The following is a 23,535-nucleotide window of genomic DNA, read 5'->3' as shown; positions in this document are numbered from 1 at the left end:
ACAGATTAGAAGGGGTTATGCGTTCATAACCCCTTTTCCTTGATTAGATAATAGAAAGAGGAATCATTCATGACGAAAGAAAAGCACTTTTCTGGTAATTTTTCTCTCAAGCTGATGGCTGGCATCCTGGTATTTGTCGGAATGTTTGTTGTCGCCATGGTGTTTGGGGCAGCGAACACAACGGTAAAAGATGTGTGGCTGGCACTTACATCTCATACGACGAATGAACAAATTACGATCATTCGCGAGCTTCGTTTCCCTCGTGAAGTTGGAGCCATATTTGTTGGGTCGGCATTAGCCGTTTCTGGAGCCATTATGCAAGGAATGACAAGAAACCCGCTTGCTGAACCTGGAATACTCGGGTTATCTGCTGGGGCCAATGCCGCTCTTGCCATTACCATTGCCCTCATTCCATCAGCCAATTATCTTACCATTATGGTCGCCTGTTTTATGGGAGCCGCTGTTGGAGCTATCATCGTCTTTGGGATTGGATCGATGAAAAAGGGCGGTTTTTCTCCACTTCGACTTGTCCTAGCTGGTACAGCTGTTTCCACCTTCTTATACGCAGTTTCAGAAGGAATTGGACTTTACTTCAAAATCTCCAAAGATGTCTCGATGTGGACGGCAGGTGGGTTAATTGGGACAACATGGAGCCAGCTCCAAATCATTGTGCCCTTTATTGTTGCAGGGATCCTATTCTCTTTGTACCTTTCAAGACAACTGACGATTCTTAGTTTAAACGAAGAGGTTGCCGTTGGTTTGGGACAGAATACATCCCGAATAAAAGTCATTCTTTTCATCATCACGATCATGCTCACCGGTGCCTCTGTTGCTCTTGTTGGAAATATGGCCTTCATAGGGTTAATGGTTCCCCATGTGGTTCGAGCAATCGTAGGAACCGATTATCGGTACATACTTCCGATGTCAGCTATCATAGGAGCCGTATTTATGCTATTAGCCGATACACTTGGCCGGACAATCAATATTCCATATGAAACACCCGTTGCAGCGATTGTTGCGATGATGGGCCTGCCATTCTTTCTCATAATCGTCCATAAAGGAGGCAAGGTATTGTCATGATTCAACCAGCTTTAATCAAAAGACAAAGATTCATCCTATGCTTGTTATTCCTGTTGATCATTGTCACCATGGTTGTGGGGATGGGGTTGGGGTACGCATCGTTATCCTACGACAGACTGCTGCCAGCCATTCTAGGCAAAGGGACATTCAAAGAAGAATTTATCTTATTTTCAATTCGACTGCCGCGAATTATTATTACCTTGTTAGCAGGGATGTCTCTTGCATTATCTGGGGCAATTTTGCAAGGAATCACACGAAATGATTTAGCGGATCCCGGCATTATTGGGATTAATTCTGGTGCAGGTGTCGCCATCGCCATTTTCTTTTTATTCTTCCCTGTACAAGCAGGATCGTTTATTTATCTGCTCCCAGTTATCGCTTTTATTGGAGCTTTTCTTACTGCCTTTCTAATCTATGTTTTTTCCTATAAAAAAAATGAAGGGATTCAACCAGTCAGATTAATCCTGATCGGCGTGGGTTTTTCAATGGCACTATCTGGCATTATGATTGTCCTCATCTCATCAGCCGAACGGGCAAAGGTAGATTTCATTGCCAAATGGTTAGCTGGGAATATTTGGGGTACTGACTGGCCGTTTATTTGGGCACTCCTTCCTTGGCTCGTAATCCTGGTGCCATTCACATTTTACAAAGCCAATCGGTTAAATATCCTTGGCTTAAGCGAACAGGTGGCTATCGGTGTCGGTATTTACGTTGAAAAGGAACGAATACTTCTCCTCATCACCGCTGTTGCTTTAGCTGCCTCTGCCGTTGCCGTGACAGGCGGCATTGCCTTTGTTGGACTAATGGCTCCGCATATTGCCAAGGCGTTAGTGGGACCGAGAAATCAGTTATTTATCCCTGTTGCACTATTCATTGGCGGCTGGCTGTTACTGCTTGCTGATACAATCGGACGAAATTTAGCTGCGCCGGACGGGATCCCTGCAGGGACAATGGTCGCCATCATTGGTGCACCATATTTTCTGTATTTGTTATTAAAAAAATAATTGGGACATGGGGACAGCTCCCCGTCCCAATTGGTAATGAAATTATGAGGAAAGGCCTGACCCATTGTGGTTCGTTAGAAAGGATGATTTTGACGAAGCTGGCAAGCCCGCTTGTAACCGCTGCCTCATCCTCATCATATAAGGATTAATATAATTAAAATACTTTTTATAGGATTTACACAAATAATTTAGCCCGGGCTCATTTTGCTCTGAAACTAGAAATCGATGTTTGGGACATTCGCCATGACAAGCGAATCGAACCTCGCAATTTCTGCACACGGAGGGCAGTGTCTCTCGTTTCTGCTTTCCAAAGGCATGCTGTGATGGCAGATTCATTAGATTCATTAAGCCCTCGGTAATATTTCCCAATTGATAGTCAGGATATACGTAATGATCACAAGAAAACAGCTCACCAGTATGTTCCATCGCGACAGCACGCCCACACTCTTCCGAAAAAATACAAATTGGTGATGGGATTCCTATCCAGGAGGCTAATGCCCATTCAAAATTCATGACATAAACCGATCCGACATCGTACTGAACCCACTCATTAAATATTTCAATAAGGAACGTCCCATACATTTCTTGTTCAACCGTCCAAGGAGTAACCGTTTGTTGATTTTCTTCCATTATTAGAGAAGGTGGTGTGGCATGGTTTATGCTCAGCACTAAGGCTCCTTCATTCACTTCTCTTTCTACAATCGGGATAAACTGTATAAATTGAATGTCTTCTTGCTTCAAAAACCGATAGATTTCCAGAGCTTTATAAGCGGAATACCTTGTGACACAGGTGAGTATGTTAAAGTCGACGTGATATTTCTTTAACAGCGAAAGTGCCCTCATCACCCGTTCAAATGTCGGTTTTCCCCCACGATCAATCCGGTACTGATCATGAATAGGCTCAGGTCCATCTAAACTTAGACCTACCAAAAAATTCTGGTCCGAAAAGAATTCACACCATTGTTCCGTTAATAATGTGCCATTCGTTTGAATCGTATTGGTGATGTGTTTCCCGTCCGCATACTTTTTTTGTAGAGAAACAGCCTTACGAAAGAAATCTATACCTATTAAGGTTGGTTCCCCTCCCTGCCATGCAAAGACAATTTCCGCTGTATCTTGGGAGTCGATATACTGTTTAATATACGACTCTAGCACCGCATCAGACATTCGGAAGGAATGACCTTTTGGAAAATATGCTTCCTTTTCGGTGTAATAGCAGTACCGACAATCGAGATTACAGATTGGACCCGTTGGCTTAGCAAGAATGTGGAAACTGTTGTCCTTACCCAATTTATTACTCCCTTTCTCTAAAGGATCAAAGAAAAATAATTGTGCCATTTATATTAATGTATATGGGCTCTCTTTTTTCCTTTTTCAAAAACATGCTATATTCTTGATCATCATGAAGTTCAATAACTACTTTCTCTATATGCCCACTAAACGGAAATTCCGGGACGGGGTAGTTAGGACTCACTGATGTTAATTGATCCCGGCCGATATCCATCCCCTCAACAGAAATCACAAATGGCAGGGTACGAGGCATATACAATGTGCCAACCTGTTGACCATCAATGAAGAGCTTGCCCGTTCCTTGACTGAATATTTCTCTGATAAATTCAAATCGGATCGTAGAATAAGCAACGGGTACTTCAACCTTCGATTGTATTTTATAGACAGTACCTACATAGTTATATTCATAGAATAAATAATTATCTTTTATATAGAATGTATAACCACTTGAATGATTGCCGTGGGCTATTAATACACCTTCTTCTATACGGTTCGACCGGAAGATTGGAATGGTGATCGAGTAAGAAGAAAGGCTTACTTTTGGAGCGGCACTTGATGGCAAATGCGCCATTCCCGGATAGAAGATAAATGTTTTTCTCCCTTCTTGCAAGCCTTCATACCCTTTTCTAAATGGACGATCATCTAAGGGGAGGACTCCGTACTTCGTAGCCTCCTGCCACCAAATTGCTTGAAGCTCTGTTAATTTTTGTGGATACTTTGCTGCTAGATTATACTTTTGCGAAAAATCTTCGGTTACATTGTATAATTCCCAATCATCTTCATAAAAGGGTATACCTGTTTCATGATAAGTAACAGCAACCCACCCATCTTGCCAAATAGCCCGGTGTCCAACCATTTCAAAATACTGCGTCTTGCGCTTTGATGGACCATGCGGTTCTGTAAAGGTATCCTTCATACTCACACCATGCATCGGCATCTGTGGAACGCCTTCATATACTGGAGGAGCATTCATGTTTAGGAGGTCTAATATCGTAGGAGTAATATCAATTGCATGATAAAATTGTGAGCGAATCGAGCCAGGGTCTGGAATACGTTGTGGACATTGGATGATGAGGGGGACATGTGTCCCACCATAAAACGTATCTTGCTTATAATATTTAAACGGTGTATTACATACTTGCGCCCACCCTTTCGGATAATTGGGGCTTGTCAAAGGTCCGCCGATTTCATCTATATGATCAAACATAACCTCTACATTTTCTTCAATTCCATTAAAATAGGCGGAATCATTTATGGAGCCATTCCAGCCGCCTTCCTGACTGCCCCCGTTATCGGAAAGTAACACAAGAATGGTATTGTCTAGCTTGTTTTTCGTTTTTAGAAATTGCAGTAGTCGGCCAATTTGCTGATCGGTATGAGTCAGAAATCCTGCGTACGTCTGTTGGAATTTGATAAACAACTCTTTTTCTGTCGCTGTCAGTTCGTCCCATGGCTTAATCCCAGGGTTGAGGTCAACGAGATCTGTAAATAGCGGAATGATACCCATTTTCTTTTGCCGCTCGAACCGTTCTTCCCTAATCAGATCCCAGCCCTTATCGTAAACGCCCTCATATTGATCGATAAATTCTTTTGGTACTTGGTGTGGCTCATGCTGTGCCCCGAAGGCTAAATACAGGAAGAAGGGCCGATCAGGAGTAACAGAGATATGATCCGTCAGAAATTCCAGCGTTTTATCAACTAGGTCCTCTGATAAATGATATTTTGTTGTAGTAGGTTTGTTTACACGATGATTATCGTATACTAAATCTGGCGCATATTGATCCGTCATCCCTAATAAAAAGCCATAATAGCGCGCGAAACCTTTTGAAAGTGGCCAGTTTTCAAAAGGGCCGCTTGATGCTGCTTCATGACCAGGAACCAGATGCCATTTTCCAACCATATATGTAGCCATCCCATTCAACTTTAAAATTTCCGCCAATGTTGCAGCCGTATTGGAAATTCTCCCTCGTTTATTCGGGTATTGAGGTCCCCAGTCTATCTCCGTTACAAGTCCCACTCCGACCGAGTGGCAATTACGACCTGTTAGCAGACAAGCTCGAGTAGGAGAACACAGAGGAGTTACATTAAAGTTATTGTACCGCAGGCCGTTTTCAGCTAATGAATCGATATTAGGTGTTTCAATCTCCGAACCATAGCAACCTAAAGCCGAGTAACCCACGTCATCTAGAACGATATAGATGACATTCAGACTCTCATCCCCTGTTCTATTCCCCATTTCCATCTGTCCTTTCAAACGAAATAATCGTACAAGTTGCGGAGACAATGGATAATATAATACCTAATTTATTAAAGAGACGGTCTTATTATGAATAAGAAAAGCGCAAGCTTCCTTTACAGCAACAGCAAAAAAAGTGCCTGACCCCCAATGTGTTAAAGTGTTAGCACATCAGGGTCAGGCACTAGAATTCAATCACTATGTTATTTTATCCATGCACCATCTGAACCAAGCTTATATCCTTGAATAGTGGTGTTTGCGGCCATTTTTCCGCTCGTATACATGTAGTACCATTTTGTGCCAGCCAATACCCAACCGGTTTTCATCGCACCACTATTACCTAAATAATACCAAGTGGAGCCAGATTTAACCCAGCCCGTTTTCATCGCACCACTTGAATCAAGGTAATACCAGCTGCCAGCGTCTAATAACCAGCCGGTCTTCATCGCACCATTTTTTTCTAAGTAATACCAAGTGGAGCCAAGTTTTACCCAACCTATTTTCATCGCACCACTTGAATCAAGGTAATACCATTTACCAGCGTCTAATAACCAGCCGGTTTTCATTTCGCCATTTCTTTCTAAGTAATACCAAGTGGACCCAAGTTTTACCCAGCCTATTTTCATCGCACCACTTGAATCAAGGTAATACCATTTACCAGCGTCTATTAACCAGCCGGTTTTCATTTCGCCATTCTGTTGCAGGTAATACCATTCGTTCTTATCTTTTAGCCAGCCAGTTTTCATCAAACCTGTTTGTGGATCGTAATAATACCACTTACCAGCTTTAGAAACCCAGCCTTTTCCGCTATCGTCACTGCTTGGTATGTTTTCATACTCGGCTTTTAATGTAACCTTATTTGCTGGCATCGTAAATGTAAATGGATCTGCCGTATACTCAACATTTTCAAGACCTGTCGCCGTCCATTTTACAAACCTTTGTCCGCTCGGAACAACAGCCTTCACAGTAACTTTCGAGTCCTTCTTAATCTCAGCAGGACTGTTTGCCTCATTTCCGTCTACCGTAATGATTCCTCCATCTACCGTCAAAGAAGAGGCGATCCCGTCTTCTACAATCAAAGGTATCGTGTATTCAGAGGAATTCAAGTCGTTAAAGGTTATTACTAAGTCAAATGTCCCTGGAACTAAATCGTCGTATCCAGGTAACTTCATGATGTCATCCCAACAAATCTCAAGCAGTTCTTCGGGTTGACCATTGCCTGTGCTTGGGAACCAATATCCGCCTTGGGCATCAAGAACTAGTTTATTATCCTTCATAATCTTGACGCTTTTGACCGCTTTTCGATAGTTCTCTGGTTGAATTCCCAGAGCGCCTTCTCCAAAGTCTACCGTTACCTCAATATGTTTTTCAACTGCCCTGTTGTAATAGGCACTTGTCGAAACCAGGCTTGGAGCAACGCCAGAAACGGAATCCGAAAGCTTGAAAGTGACGTCAATATTGTGTACTTCACTAACATTTTCAAAGGTATACTCGCCTGCCGCAGCCGCTTCAGGATTTTTTTCTCCGTCTATTTTCACGGTGTCAATTTCATAATATTTATTTGGTGTGAATATAAACTTTTGACTCTGTCCACGCTCGACTAACACATTTCCTTCTGGAGAAATTGTCCCTCCCGAACCTGCCGATGTGATAATCGTGACTAAGTTATCTTCAGTTCCATCTCCACCAACATCAATCACTCTAGGTACAGGAACGTTATTCGTTGCATCCCAATCCCAGACGTTAGTAAAGTCCCATCCCAAGGCCTCGAAAGTTGCATTTTGTGTAAAATCAGATGCCGTCTTACCGACAAATGCAGGGATGATTCCTGATGGCATTCCACTTGTGCTTAACTTGTCACTGTTATAATAGTTCATTTGGTCTTTTTCGATAATCGGTCTGCTGCCAGACCAATAGCCTGCTATTTTTCCAGGAGTAACCCCATTTACTTCATTGGCCACCACATTGCCATTTAAAGTTTGGAGTAGAGCGCCTGAAGATCCCCCCATGTCACCAACAAAGGCACCGGAATAATCATTTCCGCCTGTGACCGAACCCATTACAATGTTATTAAGGATAACACTTCCGGTTTTTTCGTCTTTGACGGTCAACGGCGAACCTGAAGCATTAAAGTTTGTACTTCCAATCAAGCCTCCAACTGTATTACCATGAATATCTGCATGAACATTAGAATTTTGCAAAGTACCTGCATGGAGTGTACCTGCAATTCCCCCTATATTGCTGCCGCCAGTTACTTTTCCATCCACATAGACGTTTTCAATCGTACCTGTGGAAGTCCCTGCAATGGCGCCAGTGCTATTGTTTCCAGTAATATCAGCATTCATCAATTTAAGATTTGCTACTCTGCCGCCTGTGCCTATATAAGCAAAGAAGCCTGTGCTATTGTTGTTACTCTCGATTTTCATATTGCTTATGGTATAACCATTACCGTTAAATGTACCTAAAAACGGCGTTGGAGTGGTACCCCCTCCGATTGCAGAAAATGGCACATTACTCATATCAATATCTGCAGTTAACACGTATTTACCGTCAATCGGATAGGCGGATGTGCCAAACCCTTTTGACAATGCATCTAGTTCATTTGCTGTTCCGATTTTTACCGTAACTGTGCCATTGCCAGCAAGTGGTGTGACTTTAGCGGTGGCAGCACTTGTTGCTTCTCCGTGATAAAAACCTGTTCCGGTGGCAACACTGCGCAAATTCAACCCTACATCTTCTGCTTTAATGGTATATTTCGATGATGTTTCACCTGCAATGGTTGTCCAGGTCTTGCCATCGTTTGAGCTCTCCCATCTGAATGATGCGGTAGCACTTGATGGAGTAATGGAGGCATTCAGTGTTTGTCCTTCTTTCGCAATCCCTGTGATGCCTACATCTGTAATGGTCAATTCGTTAACATCTTTTGGGACTGACGGATAATTCCATGATGCTAAATTATGGGTACGTGGTTTGTTTGTAACCAGTGCATTGTCATCCCCTGTAACCAAGTTCCCTTCTTTATCGTATCCTTTGCTTGTTACTCTGATTTCATTTGGTGAAATAGAAATATTCGAAAATCCTAGACCAATTGGCCTAACATCTACATAGGCGACCTTTTCGGGGTCTCTTTTGTTACTTTCGAAATAAGGTCCGCGTCTGTCGTTATTTCCAGAATAGCTTGTGATATAGGTTGTTCCGTCACCGTAAGTCTGCGGTTCAATGTTTGCACCATTTGCATATAGCTTTGTACGGACATAGAGATGATCGTGTCCCGCAAGCACCACATCAACTCCAGCTTCATCAAAAGCAGTAGTCCAGGATGCCACAGGGTTTGCCATACGATATCCGAACAGAGATTTGTGGATAACGGCAACACGCCACTTTGTAGGGTTTTGTTTAACGACAGACTTCATCCAGTCCTGCTGAGCCTTTATTTGCTCTTTGCTGCTTTGATCCTGATAATCCATCATCATGAAAAGCGTGTCGCCATAAACAAAATAGTAGTTGCTTGACGCAAACTGACTTTTGTCTAACCCCGATACCATTCTTTGAGTACCGTCACCGCCGCCGTAAAATGAAGCGCCGTTTTTAGGCGGATTGTAGCGTCCTAAAAGGTTTTGCAGCGTTGGGTCTACCGAGTCCCAGCTGTTATTCGGGGCCCAGCTATTGCCTGCACCGTCGTACTCATGATTTCCTGTCCCTGGATACAGCGGCACACGGGCGAACTTATCGGCATTTGCCTCAAAAAAAGTATCCCATTGCGAGGTATCGAAAGCATAGGAAACCTGGTCGCCTGAGCTCAGTATAAATTCAGCATCCGGAAAATCAGTAAATGCTTGGTTGAGAGCTTTGTCATTGTGACTAGAGTCAGGTGCTGCATGGACGTCAGTAACCCAGTTAAAGTTAAATGTATCAAGATTGCTTGCAGGTGTTTTAAAACTAGCCGGTGATTCTACGCTGGTGACATTCATGGCACCGTCACCAACGGAATATACATATTCCGTACTAGGCTCAAGTGTGGCCGTTTCCGCCTTATGGCTTTGTATCGGCGCAACAGAGTACTCGGTCCCTGCACCTTTATAGTTCGCATTGGCAAGCGCGCTTGAAAGATCTACTGTGTTATTTGTTCCTACAACAACATTTGTAAACTTTCCGCCATTGCTTTCAAAGTCTGATTTTTTAGCATAATAGAGCTGCGTTGTTTTTGTTGTTACAGGAGTTACCCAATTAAAGCGTGCGAGATACTTGCCTGACTCTTGATTAAACGAATCATACAAGAAGGTTACAGAGGTTGGTTCCGTACCGCCGCCTTTCGGCTGGGTAATCTTATCTTCTGATTTTGTAATCGTGAAGTTATCGATGACCCGGAAAGGATTCTCAGAGCCTGTTGCTTTATAGAACGCTTTATAGGTTATAGCATTGCTCGTAACCTCTACCTTGCTGTACACACCTGGTGCATAGATTTTGCCGCCGCCCGTACCTGTCTTATCAATGCGAAGGTCATAAAAATAATCGTTCCAAGACGTGTCACGGTTGTCGAGGCTGTAACCGTAGTTATAAACCGTTCCCCCTATTACATAGGTAGGGGCTTCGCCGAATTTTGCATTTTCAATGCTTCCTGTGCCTGCTGCAGTAGAGGTTGTCTTTAAAGTGGTTCTGGCATAGGCATGTTCATGTCCATGGAATACCAAATCGATACCTGCATCGGTCAGCTTTTTACCAGTTACATTGTCGATATTATAGTGACTTGCACCTGGATCGTAGGGTGGAACATGAAAATATACTATTTTCCATGCCTTGGAGGTATTTGCACTTTCTTCCTCCAAAAACTTCCATTGGATATCTTTATCAGTGGACGAAGCATATGAATTAAGAGAAATAAACAAGGCATCTCCATATTCAAAGGAATAGACCGTCCCATCAGCAACTGAAGACAACCCGTCTGGTTTATGTAAAGACGTATGGTTAAATCTTGCTTTATACTGCACAAAATCTCTGTCATAGGATGCACCGTCATGATTACCTGGAGTTGCCATGATTGGCAGCGTATCTAAAAGGTTTTGAGCTGCATCAAAGAATAACTGCCATTGATCTGAAACATGCCCATCCTCTACCACATCACCCATATGAAGAAGAAATGCAGCATCCTGTTCATTCTCCTTAATATAGTCGTATAACTTGGCAGTGTTATCAAACGAACTAACAGATGTTCCCTGTGTATCCGGAGTGATGACAAAAGAAAACGGCTTGCTTGCAGCAGGATCAGCAGGTGCGGTAAAACTAGCAATATCGCTATATCCGTCGCTGGCGCTGCCAACTTTATAATAATATTTTGAATCAGGAGTAAGATCCTGAATCACAACATTAAAGGAATTGATAGCTTTAAAGTCAGTCCGCCTATTCTCTGGAAAAATATCTGAGACAACTGGAGTAGTCTTTGTGGCGCTTTTTTTCACACCATCATCCAAGTTCGGTGACGTACCATAAATAATTTCTGAATTGGTCACCGCTGGATCAGTTACCCAATTAAAACTCATCGCCGATTTACCTGCTTCCGCCCCTCCGCTTATACTCATGGCAATTTGTGACGGAATTCCCGCAGGTGCTGCTGCCGATGCTGGCTTAGGCGTTACAAGTCCAGCAACAGCTATTAGTACTGCTAAAAGTACTGAAAATAGTTTTGATCGTGATGCTTTTTTTCTAGTCACTCTTATTAAACTCCTCTCATTTTAACCATTGATTTTTTCTGGTACTCCTACTAAACTCCTTTCATTAAGAGATCCAACTTATAGTATCTCAGCGGAATGTTAATTTTGATTCATATTTATATTAATTACAGGTAAATATTGTGATATTTGAGTTTTTTCTGGAAAGACTAATTCCGATGCTGAGCGTTCAAAAAAAGGAGGTCTCTCTGAAAATTGAGAGACCTCCTTCTAAAACAATGTGGACAAAAAGCATTCCTTTGGAAAGGCCATGGCGTTCTTAGGACAGATGCCGCGTCCCCATTTAAAAAAAATGGGACACGGAGAGCCTGTCCCCATGTCCCTAAATTAATTTAATGTTTTGACCTGGTTTAAGGAAGGTGAGAAGTGGCAGGTCTTCTTCTATTACTCTTCCAATTACGTTGACTCGTTCATCGGCTGGCAGGTCGTGAAGAGTGATTTGGACCTCACCGCGATAGCGCCCGTAGCGGTCATTGTCTCTAGTGATTGTGCCTACAGACCGCACCTCCGTATGCTCAGGGACGACCGCATCTGCGCTTCTCGTATCCATCAACCGAAGAACATCACGGGAAAAATCAGGGCGAAGCCGGAATTCTCCCTTTTGGAATCCTTCGACTCGAATCGAAACCCGACGATGACGGTCAAACTCGATTAATTTTTCCAAAAGTTCTGCACTAACCTCGGGATCGCCGATATAGACATCTTCGACCCCGGCCCGGAACAATTCCAGCGCCGCAATAAATGGATCCGCTTCACGATGATCCTCGAGAGTGGGCAGCCCTTCAAATAGCGGACCGCGTTTCTCACCATCACCTGGAATATAAGCACTGACCGGAATTCCATACCGTTTAAAAAGCTCATTTTGCGTGCGGAAAAATGATTCAGATAATCCAGTTTCACGCCTTGGATAGAAATTATGCCAGGCGAGCAGCTGACTTGCCGTTAACCCGCCGGCAATCAGAGCTTGCAAATCTTCCTCAAACAATATACTAGAATTGAGCGCAAGCTTGAAATCCTTCGCCAGGTTCAAAATCATTTCCTGCTCAAAAAAATCATCTAGCCGGAGGCCAATTACCCCTAAGGATTTTAACTCCTCCAAACGCTCCAATCCCAAATGGGCAGGTGTCCGCGCCGATACATCTGCATAAACCTCAATTCCAGAATCCTTTGCCGTTTGCAGCAAATGTCTAGCGCGGCCCGCTAAATCTCCGGATTCTTCAGGAATGTGAAGCGAGGTAAACGCCCGCTTCACACCTTTTTTCCCAGCAAGTTCAATCCGATCCACAGCTTGAGGATCATTTAAATAAAAGGAAATGCCAATCAATCAAATTCACCAGCCATGTCGTCTTTGAAACCGAATAGGTACGTAAACAAGAAACCGGCTGCATAAGCAATTAATACCCCTAATAAATATAGGAGAACTTGACCTGTTACCACTAAGAACGCAAGCGGTAAACCAGATACTCCGATTGCGACCGTAGCGATTTTGAACGCTGCTTGAAACGCTCCGCCGACACCGGCTCCTAGACAAGCGGTTAAGAATGGACGGCCTAGAGGAAGGGTAACACCGAAAATTAACGGCTCACCAATTCCAAGAATACCTGCTGGCAGACCACCGCCAATCGCTCTTTTTAAGCGAGTTTTCTTCGTCTTAAAGTAAATCGCAAACGCTGCTCCGACTTGCCCAGCACCACCCATTGCTAAGATAGGAAGAAGCGGGTCAATGCCTGTTGAATTAATTAACTCTAGATGAATCGGTGTTAAGCCCTGATGTAAACCAGTAACTACCAGAGGCAGGAAGGTTGCCCCGAGGACAAAGCCAGCTACTACCCCACCCATATCAAGGAGAGAAGTTAATCCTTTTGTGATAATATCTGAAACGAAACCACCAAGCGGCATAAATACAAGATAAGTAACAATACCAGTAACCAATAAAGCAACCGTTGGTGTGATAAATAGATCAAGAGATTGTGGAACAAACTTGCGAACTCGTTTTTCGACAAGGGCAATAAAAATCGCCGCAAACAGAACGCCAATCAAGCCGCCGCGTCCAGGAACCAAATCCGCTCCGAACAATTTAATTCCCGCAACAGCTGGGTTAATAATTAGAATACCTGCAAGTGCCCCAAGTGCTGGTGAACCGCCGAATTCCTTCGCCGCATTAATACCCACCAAAATTCCAAGGTAAGCAAATAATCCGCCGCCAATGACCGATAAAATTGTCGCAAGCTGGGAATCCCCTGCCAGCCATCCCGCCTGAATGATTGCTTTTGTAATCCCGGTAATTAGTCCGGAGGCCACAAGTGCCGGAATTAATGGAATGAAGATGCTTGAGATTTTTCGTAAAAACAGCTTAAATGGTGTCGCATTCTTTTTATTGATTTCAGCCTTTGTGCCCGCTGCCTTTGCTTTTAAGTCAATCCCGCCAGCAGCATCTACTAACTTACCAAACTCTTCTGTCACTCTATTAACTTTTCCAGGACCGAGAATAATTTGGAGTGTCTCTTCTTCGACTACCCCAAGTACTCCGTCAATTTTCTTTATTGCCGCCTTGTTGACCTTCGACTCATCCTTCGGAGTCACGCGAAGTCTTGTCATACAATGTGTGTAATTGCCAATATTCGCTGGTCCGCCTAATTGTTCTAGAATCTTATCGGCTAAAATTTTATTCTCTCCAGCCATGTTACTTCCCCTTCTCTCTGTTGGTAATTTTTTTTAAAAATAAGAAACGGAATGGTATTCACATCACCCCCCTGAAGGTTATTTCCCTTGTTTAATAAACCGGATAGCTTCTCTTGTTTTGTCAATCGAATGAACCGTTTCCTCGTATTGAACGGTCGCCATCGCCAAAAACAAAATATCGATTAAATATAACTGCGACAGCCTTGATGAAGTGGCCGCACTTCGAAACGGCGCCTCCCCGGAATATGCGGTAAACAGCTTAATATCTGCCAGTGAAGCGACGTGTGATTGCCCGTATTTCGTTAAACTAATCGTTTTAATGCCGCGCTCCTTCGCCAGTGCCATCACTTTAATGACCTCCGGTGTTTCCCCAGAATGAGAAACCCCAAACAACACATCATCCTTATTGGCATTTGCGATTAAGGTGGCGACAAGATGCGTATCGGTAAAAGCGGTTGCATTTTTATGAATCCGTAGGAGTTTCTGCTGGGCATCCTTGGCGATAATACTGGATGCGCCAATGCCAAAGAAATGAACATTTTGAGCAGGTAACAAGGTGTGAACAGCTCGTTCCAATTCATCATAATTGATCATCTCTTCGGTATCGCGGAGGCTTTGGATACTATTGCTGGTTGTCTTCTGAACGATGGTGTAAAAGGATTCATCTGGCTCAATGTCACGATACCCTTGTTCCACAGGCTTCACTAAATCGCCGGCAATCCTTACTTTTAAATCTTGAAACCCATTTAAGCCAAGTGACTTGCAAAGCCTTATCACGGCTGCGCCGCTTGTATTTGCTTGGATTCCGATATCATTGACCGTACTGTTTAACACACTTTGAGGATTTTCAAGAATAAATTCAGCAATTTTCCGCTCAGAAGCCGGAAGCTGTTCAAGCATGTTTTGGATCATTTTTAGACCGCCTGCTGCCATCTGATAAACCCACTTTCATTCCCATCATTTTTCTTTAGTTTTGGATCGCTTTTTTTACATACCCATTTGCTTTTGATAACAATTGTTCCGCTTCCTGTTTCGTTGTCTCTGTCTTAATCATAACGATGGCCGTTTTCACTTGCAGATCTGCTTTTTCTAAGGTCTCCGCTGCGATTTCATAGGAAGCCCCGGTAATTTTTCGAATAATGCCAATCGCCCGTTCCTTTAGTTTTTCATTGCTTACATGAACATCAACCATTAAATTTTCATAGGCTTTTCCTAAAAGAATCATCGAGGACGTGGAAATCATATTCAAAATCATTTTATGGGCTGTCCCGGCTTTCAAGCGAGTCGAACCAGTTAAAACCTCCGGACCGACAATCACCTCAATGCTTTGGTCGGCTTCCTTGCTAATGGCCGCATCTTTATTGCATGAAAGTGCGACTGTTTTCGCCCCAATGCTGCGGGCATAGCGAAGCGCCCCAATCACGTAAGGGGTCCGGCCACTGGCGGCAATGCCAATAACGGTATCGTTTTCTGTCAGCCCCACTTCCTTCAGGTCAGCAACACCAAATTCCGGCTGATCTTCCGCTCCTTCGACTGCTTTCAAGAATGCCCCTTCTCCTCCGGCGATAATCCCTTGGACCATTTCCGGGTCCGTGCTGAAGGTAGGCGGGCATTCGACGGCATCAAGCACCCCTAATCGGCCACTTGTGCCTGCACCTACATAGATCAGACGTCCACCTTTTTGAAAGGATTCAAAGACAAATTGAACGGCTGCCTCTATTTCTGGTAAGACTTCTTTGACGGCTAATGCCACCAATTGATCCTGATTATTCATGATGCGCAATATATCCAGTGGTGAAGCCGTATCAATTGTTATCGATAGTTGATTACGTGATTCGGTTGTTAATAATTCAAGATTTTCTTCCATCGTATCATTAACCTCCTGTTGGTCTTTTCTTAGCTGAAAGCGTTTACCTGTACACTCATTATATTATTATTGAAATGATAATTCAATATATTTTTAAAAATTATGAAATGATATTTCAAAAAAGTATTTTACCAAAATGAATGGAATGGAAAATCGGAATAAGCGGGCAGGCACTTAATCAAGTAAATAGCGGCGGATGGCGTTCGCAACCCCTGCCTCATTATTAGTACTAGTTACCTGATCCGCCATTTGTTTGACCTTTTCCGGCGCATTTCCCATCGCAATGCCCAGTCCTGCAGCGGAGAGCATCAGGGAATCATTATAGTTATCGCCAATGGCAGCAGTTTGAGTGATAGGGATTGAAAGCTCCTCCGCCAGCCTTAATAGTGCCGACGCCTTTGTCACACCAATAGGAGAAATCTCTAAATTTAGGAAGTTAAAACTACTGCTAATTTCCATCTCTGTGATCAGTTCGCCAATCCGTTTCGAAAAATCACTGAGCCTATCGCCATCGTCAAATACAGCGATTTTGGTAATCTTCGGCTGCTTTTCCTTCAGGTATCGGTAGAAATCCTCCATGACCTTGACCTGGCATTTCTCCCGAAAACTTTCACAGTTTTTGAGCTCGCCGCCTGATTTCCCAAGGGTAGGTATATTGTTTTCAATCCAGTTCTCGTTCCATTTATTGACCTTAGGGACCAGAAGCGTATCGCCTTCATAAAAATGGGCATAGACGCCTTCTGTCTCGCATAATTCCCAGAAATTTAATAGGGATTCATCTTGGAAAGTTGCCTGCTCTTTGACCTCGCCATTCTCATCAAGCAGTATCGCACCATTGTATGCAATGATTGGCTCACCCGCTAAGCCAATGGTACTGGCAATCCATCGAGTCGAAAGCGGAGAACGCCCGCTGCAAATCACAACCTTCCCGCCTCTCTGACGGTACTCATTAATCGCCTCTCTCGTTTCAACATCAATCTCCTTTTCATCATTCAATAAAGTCCCATCCAAGTCTGTCGCTAATAATGGATATTTCAATGTACATATCTCCCTTTGTATCTTATTTTTATTTCCATTATAATTTTATTGAAATTTTATTTCAAAACAGAGTGGTACCTCTATGTGGTGCCTGACACTATTTCCCATTTTTTAGTACTAAGTCTTTTTTATAAATAAGCCGCTCTATTAAGCCCTCGCTGCTATCAGCCCAAAGCTGCCGAAAAAAGCTGTAATAGATTGAAATGAACCAATTCTATATAATTAGTTTAGGGAGGTGGTAATCTTGTTATTACCTGAGCTCGCGGAGAAAATCGTCAAGGAAGTTAGGAAATTAATAGGGGAAGAGATCATTGTCGTAAACACGGAAGGTTTTATTATTGCCAGCACCCGTCCGGAAAGGGTTGGCACTTTCCATGAAGGGGCATTAATCACTTCACAACAGAAGAAAAAGCTGATCATCACCGAAAGAGATATTTTGCACTTAAAAGGGGCTAAAGCGGGGATTAATCTTCCTATCTTCTTTCAACGTGAGGTCATTGGTGTGATTGGGATTACCGGAGACCCTGAAATCGTCACGCCCTTTGCGGAAATCCTGCGTAAAATGACGGAGCTATTAATCAGTGAAAATTATTACAGCGAACAGTTTGAATGGCATTCCCGTGCGATTGAAACCTTTGTGGCGGAATGGCTCCAAGCGAAGGAACCAAGCCCTGCTCTAATCGATAGGGCGAGAGCGCTCGCAATCAATTTGGACATAAATCGAACGGCGGCAATCATCGAGTTTGATCACCAGGACCATCCACTTTCAAGGGATGCTTGGTCCTCTATTTTAAAATCGATAGTACAAAATAATACCGATGTGGCGGCCCGATCAGGAAATGGCCGAATTATTCTCTTAATCGACAGTTCAAATTCCGTTATCAAAAAACGACTTGAGGCCTTTTTGTCCTTTTTAAAAAATAACTTTGGAATTTCTGCCTATGCAGGGGTTGGACAAAAGGCTAATCCGCTTGAATTACGTTATTCTTACAGTCAGGCAAAACGAGCATTGAAAATTGCCAAAAGCAAACGAAATATTACTTTTGATGAGGATTTATCGCTTGAAATGATTACTGGGGATCTTACATCAAAAGTAAAAGCGGATTATATCCAGCGGACAATTGGTCCGATATTACACGAACACGAACTGCTGGATACGTTGAGGGAATTATTTAGACAAAACCATTCATTAAAAAATACCGCCAATTCATTACATATCCATATCAATACCTTACACTACCGCTTAAAAAAGACAGAAGAACTGACACAATTAGCTCCAGGTAATATCCATGATTTGCTTTGTATGTACCTTGCAATTCTTTTTTTAGATGAATAACCAAAAAAAGGGGAATAAATCTGTTGTTATTTAGATGTTTATCTATAGCAGGCAGCGGCCTGTTTTTTTTATACTTAAATTAGATTGTAATGATTGATCGGGGGAAATGGAATGCTTGCTAATGAAGTAAAAGAACAGCTGATTGCGATTGTGACGAAGGCTAATTTCGATGATTCGAAAACGGAACGCTTGGTTTACTCTTATGACGCTACACCCAACTTCCAATCTATGCCGGATGCGGTGATTAGCCCGAGAAATACGACAGAAGTTACGGAAATCCTAAAGGTTTGTAATCAACATCAAGTACCGATTGTGCCGCGCGGCTCTGGGACGAACCTTTGTGCCGGGACATGTCCGACCGAGGGGGGGATTGTTCTGCTTTTTAAACAGATGAACCGCATCCTTGAAATCGATGAGGAGAATTTAACTGTTACCGTCCAGCCTGGGGTGATTACCCTTGATATGATAAATGCCGTGGAGAAGCGAGGGCTGTTCTATCCACCCGATCCAAGCTCGATGAAAATCTCGACGATTGGCGGGAACATCAATGAAAATTCCGGCGGCCTGCGCGGTCTTAAATATGGAGTAACACGGGACTATGTGATGGCGCTCGAAGTTGTTTTGCCGAATGGTGACGTCATCCGGACGGGCGGAAAGCTGGCGAAGGATGTTGCCGGATATGATTTAACCCGCCTGTTTGTCGGCTCTGAAGGAACACTTGGTGTCATCACTGAGGCGACCCTGAAGCTGATTCCAATGCCGGAAACAAAAAAAACGATGCTCGCTCTGTACCAAGACCTAAACGCCGCGGCCAAATCTGTTTCGGCGATTATCGCTAATAAAATCATTCCGACAACGCTTGAGTTTCTTGACCAGCCAACCTTAAAGGTGGTTGAGGAGTTTTCGCAAATCGGGCTGCCTACCAATGTGCAGGCCGTTCTTTTAATCGAGCAGGATGGTCCTCCTGAAGTGGTCGAACGGGATTTAATACGAATGGCGGAAATATGCAAGCAGGAACAGGCGGTTTCGATTCAAATCGCCGCGTCGGAAGCAGAAGCAGAGGCATTGCGGACCGCTCGACGCGCCGCGCTATCCGCAATTGCCCGGTTAAAGCCGACGACCATCTTAGAGGATGCGACCGTTCCAAGGTCTGAAATTGCGAAAATGGTGCAGGCCATCAATGAAATTGCCGAAAAATATCAGCTCGAGATTTGTACGTTCGGCCATGCCGGGGACGGAAACCTCCACCCAACTTGTGCCACGGATGCAAGAAATCATGAGGAAATGGAACGAGTCGAACAGGCCTTTGCGGAAATTTTTGCAAAAGCGATTGACTTAGGCGGCACGATTACCGGAGAGCATGGAGTCGGCGCGATGAAGGCCCCCTACCTTGAATGGAAGCTGAAAGCAGAGGGAATCGCCGCGATGAAAGCTATTAAACTAGCATTTGACCCTCAAAATATCATGAATCCGGGGAAAGTTTTTGCCAAGGACAGCAAGAAACGTGTGGTGATCACAAGATGACAACAATAAAAGAGCAAGAAAAAATCCAGGAACAATTTAAAGAGCGGATGGACGAAGATGAATTGCTAAACTGCATGCGCTGCGGTTTTTGCCTGCCGACTTGTCCGACCTATATTGAATCGGGCTTCAAAGAATCGCAGTCACCACGCGGAAGAATTGCCTTAATGAAGGCGGTCGTCGATGGGCTGATTGAACCGGACGCGGAGTTTGAGCGCTCGCTCGAACTCTGCCTCGGCTGCCGGGCCTGTGAGCCAGTCTGCCCCTCCGGCGTCAATTATGGTCATTTATTAGAGGATGCAAGGGACATTATCAATCAAAACAAGCAACATTCCTTGCCGGCCCGGGTCGTTAGAAAGACGGTTTTTCAAGGATTATTTCCGCACCCTAATCGGATGCGCGGAGCGGTAGGCTTACTGGGCTTCTATCAACGCTCCGGAATTCAAACGCTAGCGCGGAAAATCGGTTTTTTAGGGCTGCTGCCTGATAGTTTAGCCACCATGGAAAAAATCCTGCCCAAGGTGCCGACGATGAAAGAGATGAAGAATCGGCCCGACTATCTGCCAGCAATCGCTGAAAAGGTTCACCGGGTTGCTTTTTTCAGCGGCTGTTTAATGGACACGATGTTCTTGAAGACAAACGATGCCACGATGAAGCTGCTGCAATTAGCCGGCTGTGAGGTCGTGATTCCAGAGAGCCAGGTATGCTGCGGGGCCTTGCATGGACACAGCGGCGAAAAACAAACGGCCAAGGAGCTGGCGAAAAAAAATATCATCGCCTTCGAAGAATTAGACGTCGACTTTATCATTACCAATGCCGGCGGCTGTGGTGCCTTTTTAGTCGATTATGACCACTTGCTGCAGGATGATCCCGAATGGAAGGGCCGGGCAAAGACATTCGCAGAAAAAGTTAAGGATATTTCCGAAGTCCTAGTCGCTGTTGATTTTCATAAAAAGGTCAAAATGGAGCTCCCGCCACAGGTCATTACCTATCAGGATTCCTGCCACCTGCGCAATGTGATGAAAACGGCGGCCGCGCCAAGAGTTCTGCTTCAAGCAATTGCGGGTGTGAAATATAAAGAAATGGTCGACGCCGACCGCTGCTGCGGCTCCGCCGGAATTTATAATATCGTCGAGTCGGAAATGTCGATGGTGATGCTCGACTACAAAATGAAGCAAGCGAAAGAGACCCATGCAACAACCATTGTCACCGCCAATCCAGGCTGCCTATTACAAATGCAGCTGGGGATTGAACGAGAAGGACTCTCCTCCAAAATCCGCGGCGTGCATATCGTTGATTTATTGGCACAGGCTGTTAAGCAAGATTGAATGAGGTATCCTCACCAAATATTTGAACCAAAGAAAACAAATAATTGGCTGTTTTCTTTGGTTCTTTTTTTCAAAGGCTTATTTCCAAAAGATAGTTGTTTTCTTAGATTCGCCGATAGAAATTGCAATTTCGCCTATAAAAATACTAAATTCGCCGATAGGAGAGGCAAATTCGCTGATTGAAAAAGACCTACCCCATTAAGCTTGAAATTCGCCCATTGAAACTGCAAATTCGCCCATTGAACACCATAATTCGCCCATAGACAGAGTTTGTCGATAAATAATTCATGAAATTTAATCTTTGGGAGTCCTTTTAGGGTCAGACTCACGGCTAATTCCTATTCCTTATTAGAAAGCAGCTCCGAAACACTGACAAATTGGTATCCTTTTTGCTTGAGGGCAGGCAAGAAAATTTTTAAAGCCTGGATGGTTTGTCTTCGGTCGCCGCCGCCATCATGAAGGAGTAAAATGTCCCCATTTCTTGCATGGCGGATCACATGATTAGCAATGACTTGTGCCCCTGGTTGGGACCAGTCCTTTAATTCCTGATGATATGACCAAAGCACGACCTTGTACCCTTGGCTTTTGGCTTCCTGCAATAAGTCATTGTCTAAATATCCTCCTGGCGGCCGGAACAGCTTCGGATGGTTGGGCTGGTACTTTTGGATGATCTGCTCAGCGCGAATAATCTCGTGACGCATCTGCTTGAACCCTACCTTATTTTCATAGGGATGTGTCATCGAATGATTGCCTAATTCATGGCCGGCTTCCACCACCTGCTGGACAACCTCCGGATACAGCTCCATGCGGCTGCCAATCTGAAAAAATGTTGCGTTCGCACCATACTGCTCCAAGACTGCAAGAACCTGTGGGGTATAAACCGGACTTGGTCCATCGTCAAACGTTAAGGCAATGACCTTTTTCTGGGTAGCCACATCCCAGACGACCTGCCCGGTTGGCTCCACTTGATTTCGCTTTATCATCTCTGCAGACGCAATCGTTTGTACATTGGAATAGAAACAGATAATGACAATAACGAAACGGACCCATTTCATAACAATAAAAGCCCCTTTAACAAATTTTCTTACATAGACGTAAGTCTTACTACTTTGCACCATAAATCCCTTAACTATGTTTGGATGTTGGACATTTTCTATTAAAACAGGGAATGAATTTTAGGTACAAAAATGAATTACCAGAAGAGACAAATTTACTTTCCAAGTCGACTGTTGAGGCACCACTCAGATTATGGGTAATTCGTCACAACTTTTGTAAACTTTCCAAGAAAAATCTATTGCATCCATCCTCTATTTTCCTTAAAATTAATCCATTACAATGAATTCGTATAATACAGTTTCGGGCGGAGGAAAGTATGAAAAATAAGCGTAAACGCAAATGGAAAATTGTCGGTTTTAGCGTTTTGGGAATTTTTATTATAGGAATGGCTGTTTTCGGATATGAATATTATCAGTTACAACCAAAAAATCATTTTAAAAAGGTGCCAGTCGTCAGTTCAGGCACATCAAATTCGGCAAATCCAGCACTAGCGATGACAGATATAAAAGAACCGGTATTTAACCTGCTGTTACTTGGCTCTGATCAACGAAAAGGCGACAAAATTGGCCACTCTGACTCGATGATCCTCATTCATGCTGATTTAAAACAAAAGAAATTTGAAGCCGTTAGTATCCCTCGTGATACACGTGTTCATTTAGATGGCTATGGCTATACGAAACTAACAAGTGTTCAATATATTATGCAATCCGAAAAAGGGGCACAAGCTGGAGTCGAAGCGGCCGTTAGCGCGGTTAGCGACTTAGTAGGCGTTCCGATTAACTATTATGTAGAAACCAATTATTGGGGCTTTCAAGCCTTGGTCGATGCTGTCGGCGGCATTGATATGAATGTACCTTATGATGTAACATTAACCCATCCATGGTACAGCGAAAATAAGAATAAAGAGATTACCGCAGGTTCTCATTTCTTCGATGGAAAAATGGTAGCCGAGGTTGTTCATGAGCGCTATTCGCTTGCGGACGGAGAATATAGCCGCCAGCGCATGCAGGAGGAAGCGTTAAAAGGACTTGCCAAAAAGGCCTTAAGCCCAAGCAGCATCGGTAGCCTGCCTTCATTAGTGAAATCAGTTCCCGACTTTGTTATCGCTACAAATATGTCAACGTCTGATATGCTAAGCCTGGGATTATCAGCCAAGAATTTCAACCCTGACACCCAATTGGAATATCATCAAATTGAGGGAGAAGGAAAAAGAATGTACGATGACATCCTTAAAGCCAATAACTATCAATTAGTCATTGACCCGGAGAAAATTGAAGAACTAACCTCTAAATATTTTTGACATAAAACAGACCAATAGGAGCCAGCCTCCGATTGGTCTGTTGTTTTTTTATCCAAGAACCGGCCAAAAAG

At 43.6% G+C, this 23,535-nt stretch carries 15 protein-coding genes; 6 read left to right on the top strand and 9 right to left on the bottom strand.

Annotation, left to right across the window (positions count from 1 at the left end; genetic code table 11):
- Window positions 1–69: 69 nt before the first annotated feature.
- Together BANVL01_RS15450 and BANVL01_RS15445 are read left to right on the top strand one after the other, a co-directional pair.
- Window positions 70–1,080, top strand: coding sequence for a FecCD family ABC transporter permease (locus BANVL01_RS15450; RefSeq protein ID WP_066092213.1), 1,011 nt, complete (start codon window positions 70–72; stop codon window positions 1,078–1,080).
- Window positions 1,077–2,084, top strand: a complete 1,008-nt coding sequence (locus BANVL01_RS15445; protein ID WP_066092216.1) for a FecCD family ABC transporter permease — start codon at window positions 1,077–1,079, stop codon at window positions 2,082–2,084. Before BANVL01_RS15450 ends, BANVL01_RS15445 begins: the two co-directional genes overlap by 4 nt.
- 42 nt (window positions 2,085–2,126) lie before the next feature.
- On the opposite strand, the gene BANVL01_RS15440 is transcribed toward BANVL01_RS15445, so the two are convergent.
- The 8 genes from BANVL01_RS15440 to BANVL01_RS15405 form a co-directional block, all read right to left on the bottom strand.
- Entirely contained in the window at window positions 2,127–3,422 is a 1,296-nt protein-coding gene (locus BANVL01_RS15440) for an anaerobic sulfatase maturase (RefSeq protein ID WP_082805003.1), read from the bottom strand.
- Complete coding sequence (locus BANVL01_RS15435; protein WP_235845593.1) at window positions 3,400–5,610, bottom strand: arylsulfatase; 2,211 nt, start codon at window positions 5,608–5,610, stop codon at window positions 3,400–3,402. Before BANVL01_RS15435 ends, BANVL01_RS15440 begins: the two co-directional genes overlap by 23 nt.
- Before the next feature lie 203 nt (window positions 5,611–5,813).
- Window positions 5,814–11,318, bottom strand: a complete 5,505-nt coding sequence (locus tag BANVL01_RS15430) for a metallophosphoesterase (protein WP_066092222.1) — start codon at window positions 11,316–11,318, stop codon at window positions 5,814–5,816.
- 340 nt (window positions 11,319–11,658) lie between these two features.
- On the bottom strand, window positions 11,659–12,660 hold the full coding sequence (locus BANVL01_RS15425; RefSeq protein ID WP_066092224.1) for a MupG family TIM beta-alpha barrel fold protein: 1,002 nt from the start codon (window positions 12,658–12,660) through the stop codon (window positions 11,659–11,661).
- Window positions 12,657–14,018 carry a PTS transporter subunit EIIC gene (locus BANVL01_RS15420; protein WP_066092227.1) on the bottom strand — a complete coding sequence of 454 codons (1,362 nt, stop codon included), beginning with the start codon at window positions 14,016–14,018 and terminating at the stop codon, window positions 12,657–12,659. The genes BANVL01_RS15425 and BANVL01_RS15420 overlap by 4 nt, the downstream gene beginning before the upstream one ends.
- A 78-nt stretch (window positions 14,019–14,096) precedes the next feature.
- Window positions 14,097–14,951 carry a MurR/RpiR family transcriptional regulator gene (locus BANVL01_RS15415; protein WP_066092230.1) on the bottom strand — a complete coding sequence of 285 codons (855 nt, stop codon included), beginning with the start codon at window positions 14,949–14,951 and terminating at the stop codon, window positions 14,097–14,099.
- A gap of 34 nt (window positions 14,952–14,985) precedes the next feature.
- Entirely contained in the window at window positions 14,986–15,885 is a 900-nt protein-coding gene (murQ, locus tag BANVL01_RS15410) for an N-acetylmuramic acid 6-phosphate etherase (protein ID WP_066092232.1), read from the bottom strand.
- Between the two features lie 174 nt (window positions 15,886–16,059).
- Window positions 16,060–16,923 carry an HAD family hydrolase gene (locus tag BANVL01_RS15405; RefSeq protein WP_066092235.1) on the bottom strand — a complete coding sequence of 288 codons (864 nt, stop codon included), beginning with the start codon at window positions 16,921–16,923 and terminating at the stop codon, window positions 16,060–16,062.
- Window positions 16,924–17,158: 235 nt separating this feature from the next.
- Between BANVL01_RS15405 and BANVL01_RS15400 the strand changes: the two genes are divergently transcribed.
- From BANVL01_RS15400 to BANVL01_RS15390, 3 genes are all read left to right on the top strand, one after another.
- Window positions 17,159–18,259 carry a CdaR family transcriptional regulator gene (locus BANVL01_RS15400; protein ID WP_235845591.1) on the top strand — a complete coding sequence of 367 codons (1,101 nt, stop codon included), beginning with the start codon at window positions 17,159–17,161 and terminating at the stop codon, window positions 18,257–18,259.
- A 111-nt stretch (window positions 18,260–18,370) separates the two neighbouring features.
- Window positions 18,371–19,783 carry a glycolate oxidase subunit GlcD gene (gene glcD, locus BANVL01_RS15395; protein ID WP_066092239.1) on the top strand — a complete coding sequence of 471 codons (1,413 nt, stop codon included), beginning with the start codon at window positions 18,371–18,373 and terminating at the stop codon, window positions 19,781–19,783.
- Entirely contained in the window at window positions 19,780–21,108 is a 1,329-nt protein-coding gene (locus BANVL01_RS15390; protein ID WP_066092241.1) for a (Fe-S)-binding protein, read from the top strand. The genes glcD and BANVL01_RS15390 overlap by 4 nt, the downstream gene beginning before the upstream one ends.
- A gap of 338 nt (window positions 21,109–21,446) precedes the next feature.
- Here BANVL01_RS15390 and BANVL01_RS15380 read toward each other — a convergent pair whose 3' ends face one another.
- Complete coding sequence (locus tag BANVL01_RS15380) at window positions 21,447–22,163, bottom strand: polysaccharide deacetylase family protein (RefSeq protein ID WP_235845590.1); 717 nt, start codon at window positions 22,161–22,163, stop codon at window positions 21,447–21,449.
- Window positions 22,164–22,480: 317 nt separating this feature from the next.
- On the opposite strand from BANVL01_RS15380, the gene BANVL01_RS15375 reads away from it, so the two are divergent.
- The gene (locus BANVL01_RS15375; RefSeq protein WP_066092246.1) at window positions 22,481–23,464 is read left to right on the top strand and encodes an LCP family protein; all 984 of its coding nucleotides are present in this window, start codon (window positions 22,481–22,483) and stop codon (window positions 23,462–23,464) included.
- Window positions 23,465–23,535: the final 71 nt, after the last annotated feature.

The sequence above is a fragment of the Neobacillus novalis NBRC 102450 genome, assembly GCF_001591805.1.
Taxonomy (GTDB): domain Bacteria; phylum Bacillota; class Bacilli; order Bacillales; family Cytobacillaceae; genus Neobacillus; species Neobacillus novalis.
The sequence above is the reverse complement of the archived record's forward strand: the minus strand, read 5'-3'. Positions and strand labels throughout refer to the sequence as shown.